This is a genomic window from Leisingera sp. UBA4491 (assembly GCF_002388965.1).
GTDB classification, from domain to species: domain Bacteria; phylum Pseudomonadota; class Alphaproteobacteria; order Rhodobacterales; family Rhodobacteraceae; genus Leisingera; species Leisingera aquaemixtae.
In genome coordinates this window covers 279-24,799 of the sequence record NZ_DGNN01000032.1, presented here as the reverse complement: position 1 = coordinate 24,799, position 24,521 = coordinate 279, and the positions used below count along the sequence as shown (strand labels likewise).

Sequence of the window (24,521 nt, the reverse complement as noted above, 5' to 3'; positions counted from 1 at the left end):
TTCTTCAAAGAAATTTGCCAGGAAATTCGAATTTCCTGGCAGCGACATACGAGAGGAAGACCACGAATGTCTGCCCTGCATATCAAAAAAGGCTCCACCCGCCATTCCGCCTACAACCTGCGCCCGACGTTTTCGGACGTGCAGGAACGCCACACCATTGCGGTGCTGGTGGAAAACGAACCCGGGGTTCTTGCCCGTGTCATCGGCCTGTTTTCGGGCCGCGGCTACAACATTGAAAGCCTGACCGTGGCCGAAGTGGACCACACCGGCCATCTGTCGCGGATTACCATCGTCACCACCGGCACCCCGCAGGTGATTGAGCAGATCAAGGCGCAGCTGGGCCGCATCGTTTCAGTCCGCGATGTGCACGACCTGACGGTCGAAGGCGTCGCGGTGGAACGGGAACTGGCGATCCTGAAAGTGGCGGGCGACGGCGACAAGCGGGTCGAAGCGCTGCGGCTGGCGGATATTTTCCGCGCCAATGTTGTCGACAGCACGCTGAACAGTTTCGTTTTTGAAATCACCGGCGCGCCGGACAAGATCGATGCCTTTGCCGAACTCATGCGGCCGCTTGGCCTGGCCGAGATTGCCCGCACCGGAGTCGCCGCGCTGCTGCGCGGAAACTAATTTTGCTGCCGGCCTGGAAACAGGCCGGCGCTCAGGTCCGGGTGGCCTGAAGCGGTGCGGAAACGCCCCGCTTTTTTGCGGATTGCACCGGAAAAGGAACCACGGTGCCGCGGGTCTGGCCCTCTGCGCCGGAATCCCGCCCGCAGACCTCTGCTGACAGCCGGTCTGCCAAATCCGGGCTGCCCTGTTCGATCAGGACCGAAAGGTTTCCGGCAATCCTGACATTTCCGCTGATGGTAAGGTCGAATTCAACCCAATCGCCTGGATTGAATTCCGGAAACTCCGCCCCAGCTTCTTTTGTATAAAAAGCGAGATCCCCCTGATCTTCACACCAGATTACGGCTTTAGTCAGGGTTTCATCCCGCCACAAAACGACTCCAATCATACCAGCCCTCGCATTGCCGCTCACCAATTTTGAAACAATTGGGGTGACGCCAACATGGTAAAATGCGCACTGGGCTATTGCATTTTGTGTCGGCTTGACTAGCCTTCTGACGTGGAATAGCACCAGCCATGACGCAGAACGGCAGCGGCCGCTCGCTTCTCACCGCAAAAGTCTTGCACAATCAGTTTGCAAGCGCCGCAATTGCATCGCGAAAATTTGAACCATCAGGGCCAAAGATGACCAGTCAGAACCGCTCACCAGCTGATTTGAGGAACATGTTCGGCGCCAATCTGCGTCAATTGTCGCGGCAATACCCGTCGGTTTCCGAGCTGTCTCGCCAGCTTGGCATCAACCGCACCCAATTCAACCGCTACCTGTCCGGCGAAAGCTTTCCGCGCCCGGATGTGCTGGACCGTATCTGCCGCTTTTTCGATGTTGATGCGCGTATTCTCCTGGACCCGGTGGAAAAACTGTCCAAAGCCGGTCAGGTGATAAACGGTGCATTTCTGGCGGATTTCCTGGGCCGGGGCGTGCAGCAGCTGAGCCAGGAGTTTTTCCCGTCCGGGTTTTACCGCTTTACCCGCCGCAGCTTCATCAATGACGATAAATTCGTGATCGGCCTGACCTATGTCTTCCGGGACGCGGGCGTGACCTACATCAAGGGCTTTGAAGCCAAGGAGGCGATGTACAGCCAGGGGCTGCCGGCCACCCCGGCGGCGCGCGAATTCCGCGGCTACGTCAGCGGCCACGAGGACGGCGTCGCCTTTGTCATCGCGCGGCGCAGGGCAATGACGTATTCCTTCAACTATCTGGCCCGCGAAGCCTCTCTGGAGAACAATTTCTGGTCCGGCTACGTGGCCCGCACCGTGCGCGAAGGCCAGACCGGCGAGCGGGTGACCCGGATGGTTTATGAACACCTGGGCCGCGATACCGGACAGGTGCTGGCCGCAGCGCGCAGTGCAGGCTTTGCCGACGCAGCGGACCTGCTGCCCTTCCACCGCCGCCTGCTGCACGTCGGCCAGCCCTTCCGCTGACGCTATTGCGCGGCGGCCTGGCGGTAGATGTGCCAGGTGGCGTGGCCCAGCAGCGGCAGCACCAGGAACAATCCCAGGAACCAGGGCAGCAGCGCGGCGAAAGTGGCGGCGGCAATCAGCCCGGCCCAGACCATCATCACCAGGAAGTTCTGCTGCACATACTGGAAGCTGGTGATCATCGCGGTGACGAAATCCACTTCGCGGTCCAGCAGCAGCGGCAGAGAAATCACCGTAATCATATAGAGCAGCAGCGCAAACAGCGCGCCAACCACGGTGCCCACCGCCAGCATCGTCAGCCCGTTGGCGGTCAGGAACACCTCGGCAGAGCTGGAAACATTGGTCATCGTCGCATGCCCCATAAACAGGGCAAAGATCATGTGGCCGAGGAAAAACCAGAACAGAAACACCACAATGATGATGGCGCAGATTGAAGGCAGCTGGCGGCGGCTTTGCTGCAGCACCACCCCAAGGATGCCGCCAAAGGCAATCGGCTGCCCCTGTTCCAGCCGGTGCGACACCTCGTACAGGCCCACTGCGGCAAACGGGCCAATCAGCGGAAAGCCGATGGCGGCCAGAACCAGCCAGTAGGTGGTGCCGGTTTGCACGGTGACCCAGGCCATGGCCCAGCCAGCCAGAACATAAAACCCCGCAAAGAACAGCCCGTACAGCGGCTTGGCCCGGAAGTCGGCCCAGCCGCGGCGCAGTGCCTCGAACAGCATGGGCATGGCAGCAGGCCGCAGCTGCGGCACCCCAAAGGGCTTTTCTGTGGTCATCGCGGTATGTCCTCTCAAATGCCTGTTTACGCCAGCCTAGCCGCGAACCCGGCATCAAAAAATACTTTTCAGATACATATTTCAAATACTTGCGCGGGGCCCGCCGCACAGCAGCCAGCGGCCCCTGCAGAACACAAAAGACGGGCTGTCACGCCCGTCCTTATAGGCTTATGTCTGGCGGCGTGCGATTAAACGAAGACAAAATCGTCCGCGCTCAGAGCAAGCCCCGCCTCACCGTCCAGGCGGACCGTTCCGCCGTCATGGGTGATCAGGCGGCTGCCCGCACTGTCAGTGATGCTGAGGCTGGCAAAGCCGCCGCTGTGGCCGCTGATCTGCAGGATGTCGCTGCCTTCTTCGAAGTCCCGGACCAGGTCATCGCCGCATTTAAAGACAAAGGTGTCAGCCCCCTTGCCGCCGGTCAGCGTGTCATTGCCGCTGCCGCCCTTGAGGGTGTCGTTGCCGCCGCCGCCGGCCAGCCGGTCGTTGCCGCCGCCGCCGTTCAGCCTGTCCGACCCGGCCAGCCCGGCCAGGCGGTCATTGCCGCCCTTCCCCGCAAGCAGATTCGCGCCGCCGTCCCCCTTCAGCCGGTCGCCCTTGGCGGTGCCGGTCAGGTTCTCGACCGAGGTGGCCTGCACAAACCCGGTGCCCTCCGCGCCCAGCCTGCCGCCTGGCGCGCCGGGGTTCTGCCACGCTCCGTCCAGGTTAAGCGAAAACACCACCCCGCTTGAGATCTTCGAGAAATCAACCGTGTCTCTGCCATCTCCGCCGCTGATCTGCACCCCAGCACCGGGACCGGTTTCCGAGAGCCTGACGATATCCCGCCCGCTGCCCAGCCGGACCACAGCGGCACCGCCGGCGCCGACCTCTGCGGTGTCATTGCCATTGCCGGTGGAGATCAGCTCGACAAACGCATTCCCGGTGCGGACAGTGTCGTTGCCGCCGCCGGTGCGAACAACGCCAGCACCGCTGTTGCCGATGACCACAATATCTTCACCGCCGGAGGTGCTGACAAATTCCGCAAACCCCTTGCGGACCACAACCTTGTCATCGCCGGCGCTGGTGCGCACGGTGCCCGCGCCGCCGCTGCCAATGGTGATCACATCCCCCTTGGCCCTGTCCGCGTCGCTGCCGCCAAGGCCGGTCTCGATGTTGAACACAAACGCGCTGCCGGTGGTGACAAAGTTTTCTTCGGCAAACAGATGGATGGAAAAGGTGCTGCCCTGCTGGTTTTCTCCCAGCGTGACCTCATGCTTCTTTCCGTCCCACCCGTTTATTTGCCGCGCCCGGGTGCTGTCCAGAACCACGCTGGAGTTGTAGCCCAGCTCCAGATAGTCGATCCGGCGGCCGGTTCCGCCGTCCAGATCGGTGATCCTGGTCAGGTTGTTTTCCGCTGCGCCGCCGAACCGGACGATCTTGGCCGTCCAGTCCTGCCCGGTGAGGCCGACATCTGCCACCAGCCTGTTGTCCGAATTGCTTTCAAAGACGTTGTAGGTGTTCAAAAAGCGGTCGAACCACTTAACGCTGCTTAGGCCATCAAGCAGGGGAATGGCTGTTTCACCATCAAACAGGAGATTCAGATTGACCCGTGCCATGACACTCCCCCCAAGCCACGAAAACCAGCCTTGGCAGGTCTTAGCAAAGGGCGTTCGGGCCCCATCGGCAAGGTGGCGATTTCGATAGCTTGCCCGCAGCGGCGCCAAAGAAATAAGCTCCGGCTGATACGGCCGGAGCTTGCAATTCACTCAGCAGATGCAGTGTGCCGCTGCCGCCAGGGCAGGACCGGCGGCGCGGATCAATCCTCGCCCTGAGCCTCGGAGCGGCTCTTGCCGGAAACATTCATGGCCAGGGTCGCAGCCATGAAGCCGTCCAGATCACCATCCAGAACGCCCTTGGTATCCGAGGTCTCATGCCCGGTGCGCAGGTCTTTCACCATCTGGTAGGGCTGCAGCACGTAAGAGCGGATCTGGTTGCCCCATCCGGCATCGCCCTTGGCCTCGTGGGCGGCGTTGATCTCGGCGTGGCGGCGGTCCAGCTCCTGCTGATACAGGCGCGATTTCAGCGCCTTCATGGCGATGTCGCGGTTCTGGTGCTGCGATTTCTCGGACGAGGTCACCACGATGCCGGTCGGAATGTGGGTGATCCGCACCGCCGAGTCGGTGGTGTTCACGTGCTGGCCGCCCGCGCCGGAGGAGCGGTAGGTGTCGACGCGGATGTCGGCCGGGTTCACCTCGATCTCGATGTTGTCGTCCACCACCGGATAGACCCAGACAGAGCTGAAGGAGGTGTGCCGCTTGGCCGCCGAGTCATAGGGCGAGATCCGCACCAGCCGGTGCACGCCGCTCTCGGACTTCAGCCAGCCATAGGCGTTGTGGCCGGAAATCTTGTAGGCGGCGGATTTGATGCCCGCCTCGTCGCCCGCGCTTTCGGACTGCAGCTCGACCTTGTAGCCCTTCTTCTCCGCCCAGCGGACATACATCCGCGCCAGCATCGAGGCCCAGTCGCAGCTTTCGGTGCCGCCGGCGCCCGCGTTGATTTCCAGAAAGGTGTCGTTGGCATCGGCCTCGCCATAGAGAAGCGCTTCCAGTTCCTTCTCGGCAGCCTTGTCCTTCAGCGTCTTCAGCGACTCCTCGGCGTCCTTGACGACCTCGGCGTCCTCTTCCATCTCGCCCAGCTCGATGAGCTCGATATTGTCAGACAGATCCTGCTTGATGCCCTTGTAAGTATTGATGGAATCCACCAGCGCCTGGCGCTCGCGCATCAGTTTCTGCGCCGCCTCCGGGTCGTCCCACAGGTTCGGATCCTCGACCCGCGCATTGAATTCCTCCAGGCGGAATTCGGCGGTTTCCCAATTCAATCGCTGGGCCAGCAGCTCCAGCGACTTCTCGATCTCCGCCACGATGTTCTGGGTTTCCGCGCGCATGGGGTATCCTTGCAATATCCGGGCAATCTCAGGTCAGGCCTGCGTGATAAACCACCCTTGCGCCGCTCGCAAGCCGCCACGCCGCGCGCCGCTGCCGAAGGTGCTGCAGAAAAACATCCTAAAATGCGGCGCAGATTCCGGGTTGCAAAAACGCGGCTTTAACGCCGTGCGGTTAAGTCTTGTTCCCGTATTGATTGCCGGCGGGCGGCCGCCACTGTACCTGGGGACCTGGATCATGCCTAGCGGATATCTTGTCCAGCTTGGAGACGGATCGCTCGACCATGGCGACACGATTACCGCCACCTACGCCGCCTTCACCACGGATCAGAACCTGGGCGCCGGCAACTGGAGCTGGACCGGCTCGCATGGCGGCACGCCCTACACCGATGAGATTGAACCGGGCGTCTATTACCTCGCCACAGACGGAAACGTCTATTTTGTGCCGGACTACGGCCCGCCCGACAGCTTCAGTTCGGCCAGCGCAGACACCCCGCCCGCCTACACCGACATGGATGGTCCGGTCGAGGGCACCAGCGGCGCCGACACGATCGGCAGCAGCTACACCGACAGCGATGGCGACCAGATCGACAACGGCAGCGGCGGCGGCGTGTCGGGCAACCAGGACACGGTGGAGGCCGGCGCAGGCGACGACACCGTGGATGCCGGCGCGGACAACGACCTGGTGCTGGGCGGCGCTGGCGGCGACAGCATTGAGGGCGGCAGCGGCGACGACACGATCTATGGCGACAGCAGCACCGAAGCGGGGCTGGGCAACTCGCAGCAGCACATCGACGATTCAAACGTCACCGATACCAGCAGCGGCTTCACCGTCACCGCCCGGGATCTGGCCGGGAACGCAAGTGCTGCCAACATTGACTATTACGACGGCGCCTTTGGTGTGGCCGGGGCGATTTCGGATTCAGACAGCGGCGTCGACGCCCAGATCGGCTATGACAAGGCTTCAGGCATTTCCGAGGAACTGATCGTAGACTTCGACCAGAACACCACCGAGGCCAGCTTCTCCTACAAGCATCTGTATACCGACGGGTTCGGCGAAGAAGGCCATTGGGCGATCTACAAGGACGGCGTTCTGATTGCCGAGGGCGACTTTACCGAAAATACTCCGGGCACCGGCGCCGGCACCGTCAGCATCAGCGGCTACGGCGAGTTCGACCGGCTGGTGCTCTCCGCCAACCTGCAGACCGACGGCACCGACGGCTCGGATTACACGGTTACGAATATCACCTTCACGGTGCCGCCGGAAACGCCTGCGGACGGCAATGACAGCATTTCCGGCGGCGATGGCGACGACGTGATTTACGGCCAGGGCGGCCACGACACCCTGCAGGGCGGCAGCGGCGCCGACACGCTGGAGGGCGGCGCGGGGAATGACGTTCTCATCGTTGGCGAAGGCGACTCCGCCACCGGCGGCGACGGCGACGACACCTTCACCATCGTCGACACCGGCGACAGCGGCAGCAACAATATCACCATCGCGGGCGGCGACGGCGGGCAGACAACCGGCGACACGCTGGATTTCAACGGCCAGCTCGACAAGGGCACGCTGACCATCACCGATAACACCGGCGGCAGCCTTACCGGCACCGCGACGCTGCTGGATGGCAGCGTGGTCAGCTTCTCGGGCATCGAACAGATCATATGCTTCGCGGCCGGCACCAGAATTGCCACCGCGGCGGGCCTGCGCGCCATCGAAACCCTGCAGCCGGGCGATCAGGTGATCACACGGGACAACGGGATGCAGCCGGTGCGCTGGATCAGCCAGTCGGAAGTGCCCGCCACGGGCAATCTGGCACCGGTGCGCATTCCCGCGGGCCTGTTCGGGGCGGAACGCGACCTGCTGGTCTCGCCGCAGCACCGGATGCTGTACACCGGGCCGGCCGCCGCCCTGCTGTGCGGCGCGCAAGAGGTGCTGGTGTCCGCCCTGCATCTGGTCAACGGCAGCAGCATCCGCCAGCAGCCCGGCGGCAGGGTGACCTATGTGCATCTGCTGTTTGACCGGCATGAAATCATCTATGCCGAAGGCGCACCGTCCGAAAGCTTCCACCCCGGCAGCCAGGCGGTGTCGGCGCTCGACGCGCCGGTGCGGGAGGAGCTTTTCCGGATCATGCCGGATTTGCGCTGGTGCCCCGGGACCTATGGCGCCACGGCGCGCCAGTGCCTGACGCGCCATGAGGCTGTGCTGCTGGGGGCCTAGTACAGCCCGCCTGAGCTGACGGTGCCGAAGGTGGCCTTGGGCCCCAGCACCGCAGTACCGCCGCTGGACGTCGTGACCTTGCGGCCGGACTGCTGCACCTCCTCGACCAGCGGCAGGTTCGACCCCATCGCAAAGCCGCCGTCATAGGTCAGGCCGAAGATCGGCTCGGCGCCGTCGCGGAAATACTCCGCCACCACATAGGGGCCGGAGGCATCGTCCGGCAGCCGCGCGCCGGTGTAGCGGTCGATCTTGATGAAATGGCCGCCTTCCGGCACCTCAAACGGGCCGCCGCCGAATTTCTCCACCGCCTTGGTCATGAACTGCTGGAACACCGGGCCGCACATGGTGCCGCCATAGGCGCCGCGGCCCATCGGGCGGGGCTGGTCAAAGCCCATGTAGCAGCCCGCCACGATGTTCGAGGTGAAGCCGACGAACCAGACATCGCGCGAATCGTTGGTGGTGCCGGTCTTGCCCGCGGTGGGCACCGGCAGGTTGATAACGCTGGAGGCGGTGCCGCGGTCGACCACGCCCTTCATCATCGAGGTGAGCTGGTAGGCGGTGACAGGGTCCATCACCCGCTCGCGGTCGGTGACAATGCGCGGCGCCTGCCCCGCAGCCAGTGACGGGTCGGAACAATCCACGCAATCACGGTCATCATGGCGGTAGATGGTGCGCCCGAAACGGTCCTGCACGCGGTCCACCAGCGTCGGCTGCACGCGCTCGCCGCCATTGGCAAACATCGCATAGGCCGCAACCATCTTGTAGAGCGTGGTCTCCTCCGCCCCCAGCGAGTTGGCCAGGAAGGCGCCCATGTTGTCGTAGACGCCAAAGCGTTCGGCATAGCCGGCAACCACCGGCATCCCCACCTCTTGCGCCAGGCGGATGGTCATCAGGTTCCGGCTCATCTCAATGCCGGTCCGCAGCGGCGTGGGCCCGTAGAACTTGTTCGAGGAGTTCTTGGGCCGCCACAGGCCCTGCGGCGTGTCGATCTCGATCGGGGCGTCCACCACGATGGTCGCCGGGCTGTAACCGCTGTCCAGCGCCGCCGCATAGACAAACGGCTTGAAGCTGGAACCCGGCTGGCGCAGCGCCTGGGTGGCGCGGTTGAACACCGAATGCTGGTAGGAGAAACCGCCCTGCATCGCCAGAACCCGGCCGGAGTTCACATCCATCGCGACAAAGCCGCCCTGCACTTCCGGCACCTGCCGCAGCGACCAGTGGCTGAATTCGCCGTCCTTCTTATCGGCCCGCACCAGCACCACGTCGCCGCGGGTGAAGTTTTCGGCAAAGCTGCCCTTCATCCACTTGATGTCGGCGCGCGGCACCGACCCGGTGCCCTTGCTGTGCTCAACCCCCACGGTCAGCGACTCGCTGCCAACCTCCAGCACCACCGCCGGATACCATCTGCCGCCCAGCACGATATCGCGCGGGACATCGGCATCTGCCAGCGCAGCGCGCCAGGTGGTCTCATCCGCCAGCTGGGATTCCTCTAGCTGCACACCGGTGCCGCGCCATTTCCCGCGGGAGCGGTCGTACTTCTCCAGCCCGCCGCGCAGCGCCAGCGCCGCTTCGGCCTGCATCTCGTGGTCGAGAGTTGCGCGCACGGTGAAACCGCCGGTGAAGAATTCGCCCTCACCGAAATTCTGCGTCAGCTGGCGGCGGATTTCGTCGGTGAAATAATCCCGCGGCGGCAGCGCGGTGCGGAACGCCTCGAAATCGCCGTTCTGCACCGAGCGCAGCGGCTGCGCGACCTCCACCTCATAGACATCGGCGGAGATGTACCCGTTCTCGCGCATTTCCCGCAGCACGTAGTCGCGCCGCGCCAGCAGCCGGTCCTTCTGGCGCACCGGGTGGTAATCCGACGGCGCCTTGGGCATCGCGGCCAGGGTGGCCGCCTCATGCGGGGCCAGGTCGCTCAGCGTTTTGTTGAAATAGGTCTGCGCGGCGGCGGTTACGCCATAGGAGTTCTGGCCCAGGAAGATTTCGTTCAGGTACAGCTCCAGGATCCGTTCCTTGTCGAGCGTTTCCTCCAGCCGCGTGGCGAGGATGATTTCCTTAATCTTGCGCTCGGCCCGGCGGTCGCCGGACAGCAGGAAGTTCTTCATCACCTGCTGGGTGATGGTCGAGGCGCCGCGCACGTTCTCCCCGCGCGACTGCACTGCCTCGATCGCGGCAGCGGCGATACCGCGGGCATCATAGCCGGAATGGCTGTAGAAGTTCTTGTCCTCGGCCGAGATGAAGGCCTGTTTCACAAGGTCCGGGATCTCATGCGACGGCGTGAACAGGCGGCGTTCCTTGGCGAACTCGTCAATCAGATAGCCTTCGCCCGAATAAATCCGGCTGATGGTCGGCGGCTGGTACTGGGCCAGCGACTCATGGCTCGGCAGGTCGCGCCCGTAGATCCAGAACACCGCCCCGATTGTCAGCGCCACCATCGCCACGCCAAGGGTGATGGTGCTGAAAATGGAGCCGAAGAAGGAGAGTATGAACCTGAGCACGGGGTTTGGCCTTTCTCGCGAGGTGCCGCCTATATATGCGCGGCGGTGTCCGGGGTCAAAGCATGCGGCGGCGAAAGTGTGCTGTCTTGAAATCTGCCGTCCCAAGAATTGGTTTTGCGCCGTCTGTGATGTATCCTGACCCGGTAATACTAGCAGCGGCTGCCCCTTTTCCCAATGCTTGCCGCGGTTCGGCGCAAGCGGCGGGCAGGCCGAACGCACGCGCACCCGACCGCCGTTTTGGCCTGCCTCCCCACCCCCGCCCGCCGGCCGCGGTGCGTGCCCTTTTCAGGTTCACCCGGCAGCCCATAAGGTGGAGGAGACAGCTATGGCCAAACTCAGTGCTCCGGTCGGCGGCGGCAAGACCGCGGTGAACGACCCCAAGGACGTTGTGCTGGTCCAGAAGATGCTCAACGAACACGCGGCGACCGTCGGTTACAAGCGGGTGCCGACCAACGGCAAGGTGGGGCAGCCGACGATCCTCGCCATCGGCCAGTTCCAGCAGCAGGTGGTGAAGACAAAGGTGACCAGCCTGGTCGAACCCGGCTCTAAGACGTTCAAGATGCTGGACAGCTCCCCGGTCAAGGTCGCCGAACAGTTTGCCAAGGCCCAAGGCGGCAGGCCGCTGCCGGCCAAGGGCAAGGTCTATGAGGTGAAATGGCGGGGCAAGACCCACTGGTTCACCGAGGACGACATGGGCGACGCCGTGGACGCCATCCAGAGCCGCCTGCACACCGAGACCCTGGCGTTCATGAGCACGCTGCGGAATTACCAGGACCAGTACCGCGAGATGCAAAAGGGGTTCTGGACCTTCTTCGTGAAGATGGTGACCCCGAATGCCGACATCGACCGCCCGGCGAAATCGCTGAAGAAGGCCGACGCCGCCATCGGCAAGCTGGTCGACATGACCTATGGCAAGAACAAGAAAAGCCTGCTGGCGTCGTTCAAGCAGATGAAGCAGACCAAGATCCTGCTCGACGCGGTGGCGCTTGATCTGAACATGCTGTCCAAGGAACTGGGCCAAAGCGCCAAGATCTGCGAGGAAATCTCTGTCGACCTGCGCGATGGCGCCGCCGACATCGTGCAGCTGATCCTGGTCACCAACGGGGTGAACCCCGCCACCGCAGGCGCCGTTGTCGCGGCCAGCAAGAACACGGTTCAGGAGATTGCAAACGGCGTCATCCTCAAGGGCCAATGGGTCAAGGCCGGCGGCGTGGCCGGGTCCTTCAAGCGCATCACCTTTGCGGCTGTGGCGGGCGGCTTTTCAGGCTGGCTGGGCGCCAAGGCCGGGCAGATGATCATGAAAGGCGTCGGCGAGCGGCTGGCCAGCCGCATGGTCAATTCCAGCTGGCTCAGCAAATACCTGTGGAGCACGGCGGCGCGCTGGGGCGGCAAGGAAATCGAGATCATCCTGGGCCGCTTCACCGCCATTCCGCGCAAGATCGGCGCCGAAATCGCGCTGCAGACCGTCCTGCGGATGGCGCATAAATTCTTCACCGGGCGGGCCATCGCCAAGGCGTTGACCAGCTACATGACTGAATTGGAGAAAATCGTCAGCTCCTGCATGGAGAAAAGCAAGGCCGAGGGGCAGCTGATGGACTGCATCGCCGCCGGCCTGGAAAAGCAGGGGCTGATGGCCAAGGCCGCCGGTGACCTCCTGGCGCCGCACAAGCAGGCGCTTGAGCGCGAGATCGAAAAGGCGCTGGCCAAGGCCGAAGCCAAGACTGGCTAACGAAGAGACCCCATCAGCCCGGACCTGGATGAAAAGGTCCGAATGCGTCTGCGTGCTACTTCCGCACCAGCGCGCGGCGGGCGTCATCCTGGGCGCGCCAGGTGATCAGCCCGTTCAGGATGCCGCGGGCCGCCTTGGCGCGCCAGTCCGCATCCACCAGGTTCTTCAGGTCGCGCTTGCTGGACAGGAAACCGATCTCCACCAGAACCGAGGGAATATCGGCTGACTTCAGCACCGAAAACCCGGCAGAGCGCAGCGGCCGGTTGTTGATCGGCTTGCCTTGCGCGCGAAGCCCGTCAATCAGCGCCGCCGCCAGCGCGTCGCTGCGCGGCTGGGTCTCCTGCCGGGCCAGGTCCAGCATCACGCCGGTCACCCGGTCGTCCGCCTGGCTGAGGTCAGTTCCGGACAACAGGTCGCCGCGCAAATGCCGCTCCGCCAGTTTGGCCGAGGCGGCGTCGGAAGCCTCCCGGGACAGCGTGTAGACGGTGGAGCCATGCGCGCGCCCCTCCGAGATCGTGTCCGCATGCAGCGATATGAACACATCGGCGCCGGCCTGATGCGCCATTGCGATGCGGCGCTCCAGCGAGACGAAATAGTCATCGTCGCGGGTCAACATCACGGTGAACTGGCCGGAGCGCAGCAGCGCCTCGCCCAGTTCGCGGGCGAATTGCAGCATCAGGTGCTTCTCGATGACAACCTCTGTCTCCGCTCCCGGATCAATGCCGCCATGGCCCGGATCCAGCATCACCAGAAGCGGCGCATTTTCATCCCGCGCGGCCCTGGCCTGCATCTCCTGCGGCGCGGGCAAATCCCAGCGCGGATCCTGCGGGGCGCCGGCGCTGGCGGCGAACTCCTCTGCCGTGGCAGGCTCCAGTAACACCGCCAGACGCGCAGCGGCAGTCACCTGATCAATGCGCATCGCCGCCGAGGAGACCTTCATCGGCTGCGCCAGCTGCAGCACCAGCCGGGACCAGCCGGGCACATAGGTGCCGAACTGCGCGGCGGTGATCTGACCGCCCTGCACCAGTTTGTTCGCCGTCAGCCCGGTCCAGTCGACCTCCTGGAAATCCAGCACCAGCCGCGGCGGGCCGTCCAGGGTAAACAGCCGGTACGGCACCCCCTGGCTGAGGCCCAGCGTCATCTCCGCCCCCTGCCCGGCATCGCGCACCCGGCTGGCCTCTGCGTCGATGCGGGCCAGGCCGCTGAAGCCCTGCGCCCAACCCGCTGCGGCCAGCAGCCAAATCAGTGCGGAAAATGAAAACAGTCTGCCCATGCGCGCCTCTTGCCCGGCCTTCTGGCCTTTTGCCGGGCAGACTAGGCAATTCCGGCGGAATAGGAAATCCGCCTTCTGCAGTTATCCCCGGCTCAGTCCCTGGACGCCATGTAAAGCGCCAGACGCGCCAGCCCCTCCTCGATATCCGCGGTGGAGCGCGCATAGGAGAACCGCAGCGTGGTGGCACCGCGGACGGGGTCGAAATCCAGCCCCGGCGTCACCGCAACGCCAGCCTTTTCAAGGATTTCTGCGGCAAAGCTGCGGCTGTCACTGGTCAGGTCCGACACATCCGCATAGACATAGAACGCCCCGTCCGGCGGCGCGATTTTGGTGAAACCGGCCTTGGGCAGCCCCTCCAGCATCAGCTGGCGGTTCCTTGCGTAGACCGCCAGGTTCTCCCGCAGCTCGTCCTCGCAATCGAGCGCGGCCAGCGCCGCCACCTGGCTGGCGTGCGGCGCGCAGATGAACATGTTCTGGGCAATCCGCTCCACCACCCGCACATGGTCCTCCGGCACCACCATCCAGCCCACCCGCCAGCCGGTCATCGAGAAGAACTTGGAGAAGGAGTTGATCACGTAGCACTCATCCGTCAGCTCCAGCGCGGTCACCGCCTTCGCCTCATACTCCAGCCCGTGATAGATCTCATCGGAGATGAAGCTGGCGCCTTCCGCCTGGGCGGCATCGATCAGCGCGCCCATCGCCGCGTGGTCCAGCATGGTGCCGGTCGGGTTGGCGGGCGAGGCCACCATCAGCCCGGCCAGCTTCTGCCCCTTGAGGTCCGCTGCCACCGGCTGCAACCGGTTTTCAGGGGCGGTCTGGATGTCCACCGGGGTCAGCCCCAGCGCCTTCAGGATCTGCCGGTATGACGGATAGCCCGGCGCGCCGATGCCCACCCGGTCGCCGCTGTCGAACAGCGCCGTGAAGCTGAGAAGAAACGCGCCCGAGGAGCCCGGCGTCACGATCACCCGCTCCGGGTTCAGATCGACGTTGTACCAGTCACCGTAGAGCCGCGCGATTCGCTTGCGCAGCTCCGGCAGGCCAAGCGCAACGGTATAACCCAAGGCGTTGTTTTCCAGCGCGTTCCCCAGCGCCCCCACCGCCCCGGCGGGTGCCCCGGTCGAGGGCTGCCCGACCTCCATGTGGATGATGTGGCGGCCGGCCTCCTCAGCCTTGCGGGCGGCCTCCATCACATCCATCACAATAAACGGATCAACACTGGAGCGGCTTGAGTTTCGCATTCTGATCTCCCATGGTGCGCGCATGAGTTTTGACCGTTTCTTCCGGCTGGCGTCAATCCCGGCTCTTGTGGTTTGCGCGCTGCTTCAGTTTGCAGCGGCCGCGCAGGCGGCGTCGATTTCGCTGCTGCGGGACCCGGATATCGAACACGGGCTGAACCGGCTGGCCGCCCCTGTTCTGCGCGCTGCCGGGCTGAACGCCGCGCGGATGCGGATCCTGCTGGTCAACGATTCCTCCTTCAACGCGTTCGTTTTGGATTCACGAACGATTTTCGTGCATTACGGGCTGATCCTAAAGGTCACCAGCCCGGAAATGTTGCAGGCGGTGATCGCCCATGAGGCCGCCCATATCACCAATGGCCACCTGGCGCGGCGGATGCAGAACCTGCGCTCTGCCAACAGCGCTGCGGGGCTGGGCCTGGCGCTGTCGGTGCTGGCCGCCGCGGCCGGCAGCGGGGAAGCCGCCGCCGGCATCGCCATCGGCAGCCAGAATTCCGCGCTGCGCAGTTTCCTGGCCCATACGCGGGCCGAAGAAAGCTCTGCCGACCGCTCCGCCGCCGATTACCTCAACCGCGCAGGCATCAGCCCGCAAGGTTTGGTCGACCTGCACCGCGCCTTTGCCGGCCAAGAGGTGCTGAGCGCCGGCAGCCAGGACCCTTATACCCGCTCCCACCCGCTCAGCCGCGACCGCATCCGCGCCGCTCAGGCCTATCTGGCGGCGCATGGCGACAGCGGCCAGGCCAGTCCGGAGGCGCGATACTGGTTTGCCCGCGTCCGCGGCAAGCTGTCGGCCTTCACCCGGGCTCCGAAATGGACCCTGCGCCGGGTGCGCGAGGAGCAGTACAAGGATGTCCGCCTGATGCGCGAGGCCGCGGCCTATCACCGGCAGAACAGCCTGAAGAAAGCGCTTTCAGCGGTGAACGGCGCCCTGGCCGTGCGCCCCTCCGACCCCTTCTATCACGACCTGAAGGGCCAGATCCTGATCGAAAACCGCCAGTGGAACGCTGCGCTCGCCGCCTATGGCAAGGCCGTCAGCCTGGCCCCCAGCGACGCGCTGATCCTGACCGGATACGGGCGCGCGCAGCTGGCCGCGGGCCAGCCCAAGGCCGCGCTCAAATCCATGGAGCGCGCCCGCGCCATTGACTTCCGCAACCCGGTGCTGCTGCGCGACATGTCGCTGGCCTATGCCCAGACCGGACAGACCGGGATGGCCGCCCTGGTCACCGCCGAACGCTATGCCTTGCAAGGGCGTCTGGATGACGCCGGCATTCACGCCAAACGGGCCGTGGCCCAGCTGCCAGCAGGATCCCCCGCCGCCCGGCGGGCGCAGGATGTGCTGTCGGCCTATGAACAAGCTCAGAAGAGAAAGAGAAGAAAATGACCCCTTTCACCCGCACCGCCACTGCGGCAGCCGCTGCCCTTGCCCTGCTGGGCGCCCCGGCGCAGGCCTTTGACATCAACGCCATGTCGGATGCCGAGCGCGAGGCCTTTGGCGAGCAAGTGCGCGAATACATCCTGGCGAACCCCGAGCTGATCCTGGAGGCGGTCGACCTCCTGGAGGAGCGCCAGCAGCAGGCGGAGGCCGCCCGCGATGATGTCCTGGTTGCCGATAACCTGGAAGAGCTGCAGAACGACGGCTATTCCTGGGTGGGCGGCAACCCCGATGGCGATATCACCTTGGTCGAGTTCATGGACTACCGCTGCGGCTACTGCCGCCGCGCCGCGCCGGAAGTGGAGAAGCTTTTGGAAAGCGACGGCAATATCCGCCTGGTGATCAAGGAATTCCCGATCCTCGGCGAAGCCTCGGTGCTGTCCTCGCGCTTTGCGGTCGCAACCAAGCAGGTGGCCGGGGACGACGCCTACAAGCAGGTGCATGACGCGCTGATCGCCTTCGGCGGCGAGCCGAATGAAGTGGCCCTGCGCCGCCTGGCCGAAGGGCTGTCGCTGGATGCAGACCCGATCTTTGCCAGAATGGACAGCGAGGAAGTGACTGCCGAACTGCGCCAAACCCGCGAGCTGGCGCAGAAAATGGCGATCTCAGGCACCCCGACATTCGTGCTGGGCACCGAACTGCTGCGCGGCTACCTGCCTGCAGACCAGATGGAGATCATGGTGGCGGAGATCCGCGAGAAGCAGAGCTGAGTTTCCTGCCGGACCGGCGGAACCGGGGCTCTGCCCCGGACCCCGGAGTGCTTTTGGAAAGATGAAGCGGCTGGAGCTTTACTCCGCCGCCTCCTGGGCCGCCTCGATTTGGGCGGCTTTTTTCTCGACCTCTTCGACGATGTGGTCGACCATTTGCGCGTTGGACATCTTGTGGCTGGCCTTGCCCGCCAGATAGACCATGCCGGAACCCGCGCCGCCGCCGGTGAAGCCGACATCCGTCATCAGCGCCTCCCCCGGGCCGTTCACCACGCAGCCGATGATGCTGAGGCTCATCGGGGTGTGGATATGCGCCAGCCGTTCTTCCAGCGCTTCCACCGTCTTGATCACGTCGAACCCCTGCCGCGCACAGCTGGGGCAGGAGATGATGTTGACGCCGCGGTGGCGCAGGCCGAGGGACTTGAGGATCTCAAAGCCCACCTTCACCTCCTCCACCGGATCGGCGGAGAGGCTGACGCGCAGGGTGTCGCCGATGCCCATCCACAGCAGCTGGCCCAGGCCGATTGCCGATTTGATGGTGCCGGAGACAAAGCCGCCCGCCTCGGTAATGCCGAGGTGGATCGGCGCGTCGGTGGCGTCCGCCAGCTGCTGGTAGGCGGCGGCGGACATGAACACGTCGGAAGCCTTCACCGAGATTTTGAAGTTGTGAAAGTCGTGATCCTGCAGGATCCGGATGTGGTCGAGGCCTGACTCCACCATCGCCTCCGGGCAGGGTTCGCCGTATTTTTCCAGAAGGTGCTTTTCCAGCGACCCGGCATTCACCCCGATCCGGATCGCGCAATTGTGGTCGCGGGCGGCCTTGATCACCTCGGCCACGCGTTTCTCGTCGCCGATGTTGCCCGGGTTGATGCGCAGGCAGGCGGCGCCGGCCTCGGCGGCCTCGATGCCGCGCTTGTAGTGGAAGTGGATGTCGGCGACGATCGGCACCGGGCTTTCGCGCACGATCTCCTTCAGCGCCCTTGAGGACGCCTCATCCGGCACCGAGACCCGCACCAGATCGGCGCCCGCCTCTGCCGCGGCCTGCACCTGCGCCACGGTCGCCGCCACATCGGTGGTCAGCGTGTTGGTCATCGTCTGTACCGCAATCGGGGCATCGCCGCCGACGGGCACGTTGCCGACATGGATCTGGCGGCTTTTGCGGCGCTCGATATGGCGCCAAGGGCGGATGTGGTTCATCGACATGAGGTTCGTGTCCCGGCTGGCTCCTGTTAGCGCCTAGATACGCGCAGCAGCGCCGCCCTGCAATGGCAGGCGCCCGGTTCAAAGAGGAAACGGAGGGGGATTATTCGGCGGGCGGCGCAGGCTGCAGCTGTGCCACCAGGGTGGCCAGCGCCTCGTTGCGGCCATCCTGCAGGTCGGCCAGCTCGAACCGGCCGGTGATCGCCTCCATCGACAGATCGATGTTCTTGGACACCTGGCCGCGCTTTCCAACCGGGCCGAAATGCTCGCCGTTCACCGCAAAATAGATGGCGCTGCTTTCACCGGTGCGCAGACGCGGTGCATCCTCGGTCATCGGCACTTCGAACCGCTGGCCCGCATCCATGATGGTTTCCAGAATCACGCTGCCGTCGGCTGCGGTGACCTGCACCCAGGACGGTCGCACCGCCACCATTTCCACGCCCGGTTCAACCTCGGCCACCACCTGCGGCACCGGCTGTGACAGCGCGTCTTCCCCGTAGCTCATGCTGGCGTCGGCCAGGGCGACGCTGGGCAGCTCCGGCGCGGCGAAGTTGCCGATGGTGGAGGGGTCCAGGGTCGAAATCGGCGCATCGCGGGCGATCAGCACCGGCACGTCCAGCGCCTGCGGGCGGTAAAGCCGGTCCAGCGCCTCTGCCGCCGGGTCCTGGCTGCCTTCGGCGGTTTCCAGCACCGCGCTGCTGAGCGGGTCGAGATCCGCCAGCACCGCCGGGGTCTGATCCACCGGCGCAAATTGCACCTGCTGCACCTCTTTAAGGACGGCCCAGCCGCCATAGGTGATGCCGCCGATCAGCGCCGTCAGCACCATCAGCGACCCGACCGCGCGCGGTTCGATCTGGCTGAGGAAACTGCTGGGCGCGGGAATGAACGGTGTATTGGGCGAGGCAAACGCATCGCCGCCCAGCCCGGTGGACTTGGCGGCCGGCGCCGCGCCGGTCTTGCTGCGGCTGGACGCCTCGGCAGACATGCCGTGGGCAACGGAAAACCCGCTTTCCTGGCAGAAATCCTGGAACGCCTGCTCCGCATCCATGTTGAGATAGCGCGCGTAGGAGCGCACGTAGCCTGCGATGAAGCCGGGCGTGTCAAAGGCGGAAGGGTCGGAGTTTTCGATGGCAGCGATGTAAGAGGCCTTGATCCGCAACTCGCGCTGGACGTCGAGCAGCGATTTGCCCATTGTCGCCCGCTCGCCGCGCATCACGTCGCCAAGCTTCAGTTCGAAATCATCAAAACCCTTGGGCTCTGCTGTTTCGCCATGCTCTTCCTGCTTGCGCTGGGTGAAGCGCCCGATCATGCCTGCCGTCCCATAAATGCCTGCCGCCTCGTTTCAGAGTGGTGAAGGAATCACAGTCGCGACTCAGATCCACTCATTGGTTGACAGCAGCGTAACACACTCAGCGTTAATTTACACTGATCAGTATGTTACCCGGCAAGTTCGGCACGATTCAGCGCACAATGCGACCATAATGAGTCCATCGCCTTGACCAGCGCGTCAATCTCCTTGGGGCCGTGCACGGGCGACGGCGTGAAGCGCAGGCGCTCGGTGCCGCGCGGCACGGTGGGGAAATTGATCGGCTGCACGTAGATGCCGTAGTCTTCCAGCAAGTGGTCGGAGAGTACCTTGGTATGGACCGGGTTGCCGACAATCACCGGCACGATGTGGCTGCCATGGTCGATGATCGGCAGACCCAACCCCTTAAGCCGCAGTTTCAGCACCTTGGCCTGGTCCTGATGCTTGTCGCGCAGGTCCTGCGCCCCCTTCAGGTAGGCAACCGAGGCCGCCGCCCCTGCCGCCACCGCAGGCGCCAGAGAGGTGGTGAAGATGAAGCCCGGCGCATAGGAGCGGATGGCGTCGCACATCTTGGCCGAAGCGGCGATATAGCCGCCCATCACACCGTATGCCTTGGCGAGGGTGCCGTTGATGATGTCGATCCGGTGGGCCAGCTGGTCACGCTCGGTCACGCCGCCGCCGCGGGGGCCGTACATGCCGACCGCGTGCACCTCGTCGATATAGGTGAGCGCGCCGAATTCCTCGGCGAGGTCGCAGATTTCCGCAATCGGGCCAAAGTCGCCGTCCATCGAATAGACCGATTCAAAGGCAATCAGCTTGGGCGCGCTGGGGTCGTCGGCCTCCAGCAGCTCGCGCAGATGGGCCACGTCATTGTGACGGAAGATGCGCTTGGCGCCGCCGTTGCGGCGCACGCCTTCGATCATCGAGGCATGGTTCAGCGCGTCGGAATAAATGATCAGCCCCGGGAACAGCTTGGGCAGGGTGCTCAGCGTCGCGTCATTGGCAATATAGGCCGAGGTGAACAGCAGCGCCGCTTCCTTGCCGTGAAGATCGGCCAGTTCGGCCTCCAGCTGCTTGTGATAGACCGTGGTGCCGGAAATGTTGCGGGTGCCGCCGGAGCCTGCGCCGGTTGCGTTGATGGCGTCATGCATCGCGTCCAGCACCACCGGATTCTGGCCCATGCCGAGGTAGTCGTTGCCGCACCAGACAGTGATGTCCTGCTTGCTGCCATCAGGCCGGTTCCACACCGCATGCGGGAAATGGCCCTTCTTGCGCTCGATGTCGATGAAGGTCCGGTAGCGTCCCTCTTGGTGCAGGCTGCCAATTGCAGCATCCAGTTTCGCGGTATAGTCCACCGGCATCTCCATAGCTAATTGTGCTCCCTCGAAGCACGCGGGCTGTGTAAAGGGCTTGGCCGTCCGGCAATTAAACCACATTCACGTTCAGGAATGGTTACCGCAGGCCTCCCCTTCGATCAACTGCATACCCGCAGGCAAGGGTGCGCAACATTGATGCAGGTCAAATAGAACTTAATCAAAGGACGGGCAAGGACAGCTGCGGCCAACCTGCGTCCGTTTACGTCGTGTCCCGTGCGCATTCCGGCTGCGGCGGCCCGGACGAGACAGAAGAAATCCTGCGCTGCCCCCTCTGGCCCCTTGCCGAGGGCACTGCTAGGGTCCGCGGCAAATTGGCCCAAATTCCGGGCCTTCCCCCGGCAAACAGGAGAGCATGAGATGGCACTGAATGACGTTCTGGACCGGATCGACGCAGAGCTGGACGCCGCCACCGGGCGGCTGATGGAGCTGTTGCGCATCCAGTCGATTTCCACCGATCCGGCCTATAAGGCGGAGTGCGACCAGGCCGCCGATTGGCTGGTTGCGGATTTGAACGCCATCGGGATCAAGGCGGAGAAACGCGCAACCCCGGGCCATCCGATGGTGGTGGGCCACGTGGGCGAGGAGAATACAGATGTCCCGCATGTGCTGTTTTACGGCCATTACGATGTGCAGCCGGTCGACCCGCTGGACCTGTGGAAAACCCCGCCGTTTGAGCCGCAGCTGGAGGACACCCCGAACGGCACCGTGATCCGCGGCCGCGGCGCGTCGGACGACAAGGGCCAGCTGATGACCTTTGTCGAGGCCTGCCGCGCCTGGAAGGACGTGAACGGCTCCCTGCCCTGCCGCATCACCTTTTTCTTCGAAGGCGAAGAGGAGAGCGGCTCCCCCTCGCTGATCCCCTTCATGGAGTCCAACGCCGAAGAGCTGAAAGCCGATATCGCGCTGATCTGCGACACGTCCATGGTGTCGCGCGGAGTGCCGTCGATCTCCTCGCAGCTGCGCGGCATGCTGAAGGATGAATTCACCATTATTGGCCCGCGCATCGACCTGCACTCCGGCCATTATGGCGGCCCCGGCCTGAACCCGCTGCGGGTGCTGTCGGAAGTCGTCGCCTCCTTCTATGACAATGAAACCGGGCGCGTCGCGGTCGATGGTTTCTATGAAGGCGTGCACGAGGTGCCGGAAGACCAGCTGCGCCAGTGGCAGACCTGCGGCTTTGACGAGGCCGAGTACCTGAATTCCGTCGGCTACACCCGCCCGCACGGCGAAACCGCTTATTCCACCCTGGAACAGCAATGGGCCCGCCCGACGCTGGAGGTGAACGGTCTCTGGGGCGGCTATAACGGCGCCGGCTCCAAGACCGTGATCCCGTCGGAAGCGCACTGCAAAATCACCTGCCGCCTGGTCGGCGACATGGATCCGGACGCGCTGCGCAGCAAAATCCGCAAACACGTCGAGGACCGCCTGCCGGTGGATGCCGCGGTGCGCTGGGACAACGACCTGGAAGGCTCGCCCGCCTCGGTGATGAACATCTCCCGGCCCGAATTCGAGGCTGCCCGCGGCGCGCTGTCGGACGAGTGGCAGCGCGAGGCGGTGTTCTGCGGCATGGGCGGCTCGATCCCGATCGCCGGCTACTTCAAGTCGATCCTCGACATGGACGCGATGCTGATCGGCTTTGCCAATGATGACGACGCCATCCATTCCCCGAACGAGAAATACGACCTGAAAAGCTTCCACAAGGGCATCCGCTCCTGGGCCCGCGTCCTGGACGCCCTGACCACGAAGTGACGAACAGCGGGCGGACGCTTCTCCGCGCTCCGCCCGTGCCGCAGTTTTCGGGCTGAAGCCGCGCAAGCGAACCCTCCCGCCCGTCATCGGGCCTCTGGCAAGGCCCTCTTCCCGTTGGGTATGGCGCCGCTGGCGCGGCGCGCGCCGTGTGCCAGCACGGCGCCGGGCCCAAGGCTTGTGGGGCTGCATCTTTGATGCGGCGCCAAGGCGCGGGAGCCCCCTCCCCGGTGCGAAAACACAGCGGCAGGCTTGATCCTAAGCCGCCGGCAGGGTCCAATCCCGGAAACCCGCCGCCGCGAAGGGAGAAGACCATGCCAGCATCGCCTCAATCCGGCACCCTGCAGGTGAACGGCCAGCAGATCGCCTATACCCTGCGCGGCGACGGCCCGCCGCTGCTGCTGCTGCACGGCTTCCCGCAGACCAAGGAAATGTGGGAGGAGGCCGCCCCCGACCTCGCCCGCCGCTTCACCGTGGTGACGGCGGATCTGCGCGGCTACGGCGCCAGCTCCAAACCCGAAGGCGTGGACGCGATGAGCTTCCGCAACATGGCCGCCGACCAGCTGGCGCTGATGCGCGCCCTGGGCTTCCCCCGCTTTCACCTGGCGGGCCACGACCGTGGCGGGCGCACTGCGTACCGGCTGGCGCTCGACGCGCCAGAGGCGGTGGCCAGCGTAACGGTGATGGACATCATCCCGACCCACCTGCTGCTGGACCAGCTGACGCAGAAGGTGGCCCGCGCCTATTACCACTGGTTTTTCCTGGCCCAGCCCGCGCCGCTGCCGGAGCGGATGATCGGCGCCGATCCGCAGGCCTATTTCGAAAGCTGCCTGCTGGGCTGGGGCGGCGCCTCCCTGTCTGACTTCCCGGCGCCGGCGCTGGCGGCCTACCGCCGCGCCTGGGCGGATCCGGCCTGCGTGCATGCCATGCGCAACGATTACCGCGCCGCCATCGACGTCGATTTCCACCACGATGCCCGCGACCTGGACCGCAAGGTGCACTGCCCGGCGCTGGTGCTTTACGGGGCAGACGGCGCCATGGGCAAAGCCTATGACGTCGCCGCGACCTGGGCGCCGCACCTGCAGGACATGACCGCGCGAGGCATCCCCGGCGGGCATTTCTTCATCGACAGCAGCCCCCGCGAAACCGCCGCCGCACTGCTGGAGTTCCTCAGCCCTCTGCCGCCCCTGTAACCGCCCCGCTGCGCAGCACCTCTCCGCCGCAATTTGCGTTCGTTTTACGCACGCGGATTAAGACTTGCTTATCGCTCTTGGCCTAGCCTGCCCGGTAGCACGCAAGACCTTACAGACGGAGACAGCAGATGGTTCAAAGCAGGTTCAAACGGCCTTCCGGATTCGAGGGCAACCAGACAGACCCGGAGGAAAGCTACCGCGCCGGCTATCAGCACGGAACCCGCGTCCTGCTGCGCTACCTGGAGGCCAATCCCAAACCCGATCTGGACCACATCAAGAAGTGGGTGAACGCCGAGCTGACCGGCTGGCGCCACGACACCAGCGCGGAACCGGTGCCGCCTGCGCTCTGAAGGCCGCCGCTGCAAACCGGCCGCTTGCCTGACCTGCCTCCCGCGGTCAGGCTGGCGTCATGACACAAATGATTCCGACTGACGGCCCGCAACTGAACGAAATCCTCACCCTGGAGACCAGCGTTTGGGAGGCCATGGTTCTCGGCGACCGGCATTTAGACGCGCAAGTCCTCGCTGACAGCTTTCTGGGCGTCTACCCCAGCGGCTTTGCAGGCAAAGCCGATCACTGCGAGCAGCTCCGAGACGGGCCAGTGGTGGCCGAATACAGGCTGAGCAGCGCCCGCCTGCGCTGCATCGGCAATGCTGCTGCACTGCTCTCCTACCGCGCGTCCTACCGGTCATCAGGCTCGGCGGAATGGAAGGTAATGCTGATATCGTCACTCTGGGAGAAAGAAGGCGGGAAGTGGCTCAACACATTCAGCCAGGACACCCCGGAAACAGGGGGCAGGATGCACGAATGACGTCCAGCATTGCCTGGGAGCGGCATCATTAGAAAAGGGGAAAGTGGCGCGGTTGACGGGG

At 64.4% G+C, this 24,521-nt stretch carries 20 protein-coding genes; 10 read left to right on the top strand and 10 right to left on the bottom strand.

Features of this window, described 5'->3' with window-relative positions:
- Positions 1-66 precede the first annotated feature (66 nt).
- On the top strand, positions 67-627 hold the full coding sequence (gene ilvN, locus B2P87_RS19525) for an acetolactate synthase small subunit (RefSeq protein WP_058288014.1): 561 nt from the start codon (positions 67-69) through the stop codon (positions 625-627).
- 31 nt (positions 628-658) lie between these two features.
- On the opposite strand, the gene B2P87_RS19520 is transcribed toward ilvN, so the two are convergent.
- Entirely contained in the window at positions 659-1,012 is a 354-nt protein-coding gene (locus B2P87_RS19520) for a hypothetical protein (protein WP_244940792.1), read from the bottom strand.
- 236 nt (positions 1,013-1,248) lie between these two features.
- Between B2P87_RS19520 and B2P87_RS19515 the strand changes: the two genes are divergently transcribed.
- A complete protein-coding gene (locus B2P87_RS19515) occupies positions 1,249-2,046 on the top strand; it encodes a helix-turn-helix domain-containing protein (protein WP_208764529.1) in 798 nt (265 codons plus the stop codon).
- 2 nt (positions 2,047-2,048) lie between these two features.
- Here the strand turns inward: B2P87_RS19515 and B2P87_RS19510 are convergent, their stop codons facing one another.
- The 3 genes from B2P87_RS19510 to prfB form a co-directional block, all read right to left on the bottom strand.
- Positions 2,049-2,819: a DUF2189 domain-containing protein gene (locus B2P87_RS19510; RefSeq protein ID WP_027243685.1), complete on the bottom strand. Its 771-nt coding sequence runs from the start codon at positions 2,817-2,819 to the stop codon at positions 2,049-2,051.
- Between the two features lie 188 nt (positions 2,820-3,007).
- Positions 3,008-4,411 (bottom strand): calcium-binding protein, encoded by a 1,404-nt coding sequence (locus tag B2P87_RS19505; RefSeq protein ID WP_141890082.1) that lies wholly within the window; start codon positions 4,409-4,411, stop codon positions 3,008-3,010.
- A 200-nt stretch (positions 4,412-4,611) separates the two neighbouring features.
- The gene (gene prfB, locus B2P87_RS19500) at positions 4,612-5,739 is read right to left on the bottom strand and encodes a peptide chain release factor 2 (RefSeq protein WP_141890081.1); all 1,128 of its coding nucleotides are present in this window, start codon (positions 5,737-5,739) and stop codon (positions 4,612-4,614) included.
- A gap of 235 nt (positions 5,740-5,974) precedes the next feature.
- Here prfB and B2P87_RS19495 point away from each other — a divergent pair, with 235 nt between their 5' ends.
- On the top strand, positions 5,975-7,954 hold the full coding sequence (locus B2P87_RS19495) for a Hint domain-containing protein (protein WP_141890080.1): 1,980 nt from the start codon (positions 5,975-5,977) through the stop codon (positions 7,952-7,954).
- Here the strand turns inward: B2P87_RS19495 and B2P87_RS19490 are convergent.
- Complete coding sequence (locus tag B2P87_RS19490) at positions 7,951-10,452, bottom strand: penicillin-binding protein 1A (RefSeq protein WP_141890079.1); 2,502 nt, start codon at positions 10,450-10,452, stop codon at positions 7,951-7,953. The two genes, B2P87_RS19495 and B2P87_RS19490, sit on opposite strands and share 4 nt — an antisense overlap.
- A gap of 325 nt (positions 10,453-10,777) precedes the next feature.
- Here B2P87_RS19490 and B2P87_RS19485 point away from each other — a divergent pair, with 325 nt between their 5' ends.
- Positions 10,778-12,181 carry a hypothetical protein gene (locus B2P87_RS19485; protein ID WP_141890078.1) on the top strand — a complete coding sequence of 468 codons (1,404 nt, stop codon included), beginning with the start codon at positions 10,778-10,780 and terminating at the stop codon, positions 12,179-12,181.
- Between the two features lie 55 nt (positions 12,182-12,236).
- Here the strand turns inward: B2P87_RS19485 and B2P87_RS19480 are convergent, their stop codons facing one another.
- Together B2P87_RS19480 and B2P87_RS19475 are read right to left on the bottom strand one after the other, a co-directional pair.
- Positions 12,237-13,454 carry an N-acetylmuramoyl-L-alanine amidase gene (locus B2P87_RS19480; RefSeq protein ID WP_141890077.1) on the bottom strand — a complete coding sequence of 406 codons (1,218 nt, stop codon included), beginning with the start codon at positions 13,452-13,454 and terminating at the stop codon, positions 12,237-12,239.
- Positions 13,455-13,546: 92 nt separating this feature from the next.
- A complete protein-coding gene (locus B2P87_RS19475) occupies positions 13,547-14,692 on the bottom strand; it encodes a pyridoxal phosphate-dependent aminotransferase (RefSeq protein ID WP_141890076.1) in 1,146 nt (381 codons plus the stop codon).
- A gap of 22 nt (positions 14,693-14,714) precedes the next feature.
- On the opposite strand from B2P87_RS19475, the gene B2P87_RS19470 reads away from it, so the two are divergent.
- Positions 14,715-16,070 (top strand): M48 family metalloprotease, encoded by a 1,356-nt coding sequence (locus tag B2P87_RS19470; protein ID WP_208764528.1) that lies wholly within the window; start codon positions 14,715-14,717, stop codon positions 16,068-16,070.
- Entirely contained in the window at positions 16,067-16,831 is a 765-nt protein-coding gene (locus tag B2P87_RS19465) for a DsbA family protein (RefSeq protein WP_058288005.1), read from the top strand. The genes B2P87_RS19470 and B2P87_RS19465 overlap by 4 nt, the downstream gene beginning before the upstream one ends.
- Before the next feature lie 78 nt (positions 16,832-16,909).
- Here the strand turns inward: B2P87_RS19465 and ispG are convergent, their stop codons facing one another.
- From ispG to hemA, 3 genes are all read right to left on the bottom strand, one after another.
- Positions 16,910-18,031 carry a flavodoxin-dependent (E)-4-hydroxy-3-methylbut-2-enyl-diphosphate synthase gene (gene ispG, locus B2P87_RS19460; RefSeq protein ID WP_141890075.1) on the bottom strand — a complete coding sequence of 374 codons (1,122 nt, stop codon included), beginning with the start codon at positions 18,029-18,031 and terminating at the stop codon, positions 16,910-16,912.
- Between the two features lie 100 nt (positions 18,032-18,131).
- Entirely contained in the window at positions 18,132-19,337 is a 1,206-nt protein-coding gene (locus B2P87_RS19455; protein ID WP_058288003.1) for a helix-turn-helix domain-containing protein, read from the bottom strand.
- Positions 19,338-19,465: 128 nt separating this feature from the next.
- A complete protein-coding gene (hemA, locus tag B2P87_RS19450; RefSeq protein ID WP_058288002.1) occupies positions 19,466-20,701 on the bottom strand; it encodes a 5-aminolevulinate synthase in 1,236 nt (411 codons plus the stop codon).
- 366 nt (positions 20,702-21,067) lie between these two features.
- Between hemA and B2P87_RS19445 the strand changes: the two genes are divergently transcribed.
- The 4 genes from B2P87_RS19445 (at position 21,068) to B2P87_RS19430 (ending at position 24,460) form a co-directional block, all read left to right on the top strand.
- A complete protein-coding gene (locus tag B2P87_RS19445; RefSeq protein WP_141890074.1) occupies positions 21,068-22,459 on the top strand; it encodes a M20/M25/M40 family metallo-hydrolase in 1,392 nt (463 codons plus the stop codon).
- A 311-nt stretch (positions 22,460-22,770) separates the two neighbouring features.
- Positions 22,771-23,649 (top strand): alpha/beta fold hydrolase, encoded by an 879-nt coding sequence (locus tag B2P87_RS19440; protein ID WP_141890073.1) that lies wholly within the window; start codon positions 22,771-22,773, stop codon positions 23,647-23,649.
- Between the two features lie 128 nt (positions 23,650-23,777).
- On the top strand, positions 23,778-23,999 hold the full coding sequence (locus tag B2P87_RS19435; RefSeq protein ID WP_058287999.1) for a hypothetical protein: 222 nt from the start codon (positions 23,778-23,780) through the stop codon (positions 23,997-23,999).
- 59 nt (positions 24,000-24,058) lie between these two features.
- A complete protein-coding gene (locus B2P87_RS19430; protein ID WP_244940791.1) occupies positions 24,059-24,460 on the top strand; it encodes a nuclear transport factor 2 family protein in 402 nt (133 codons plus the stop codon).
- Positions 24,461-24,521: the final 61 nt, after the last annotated feature.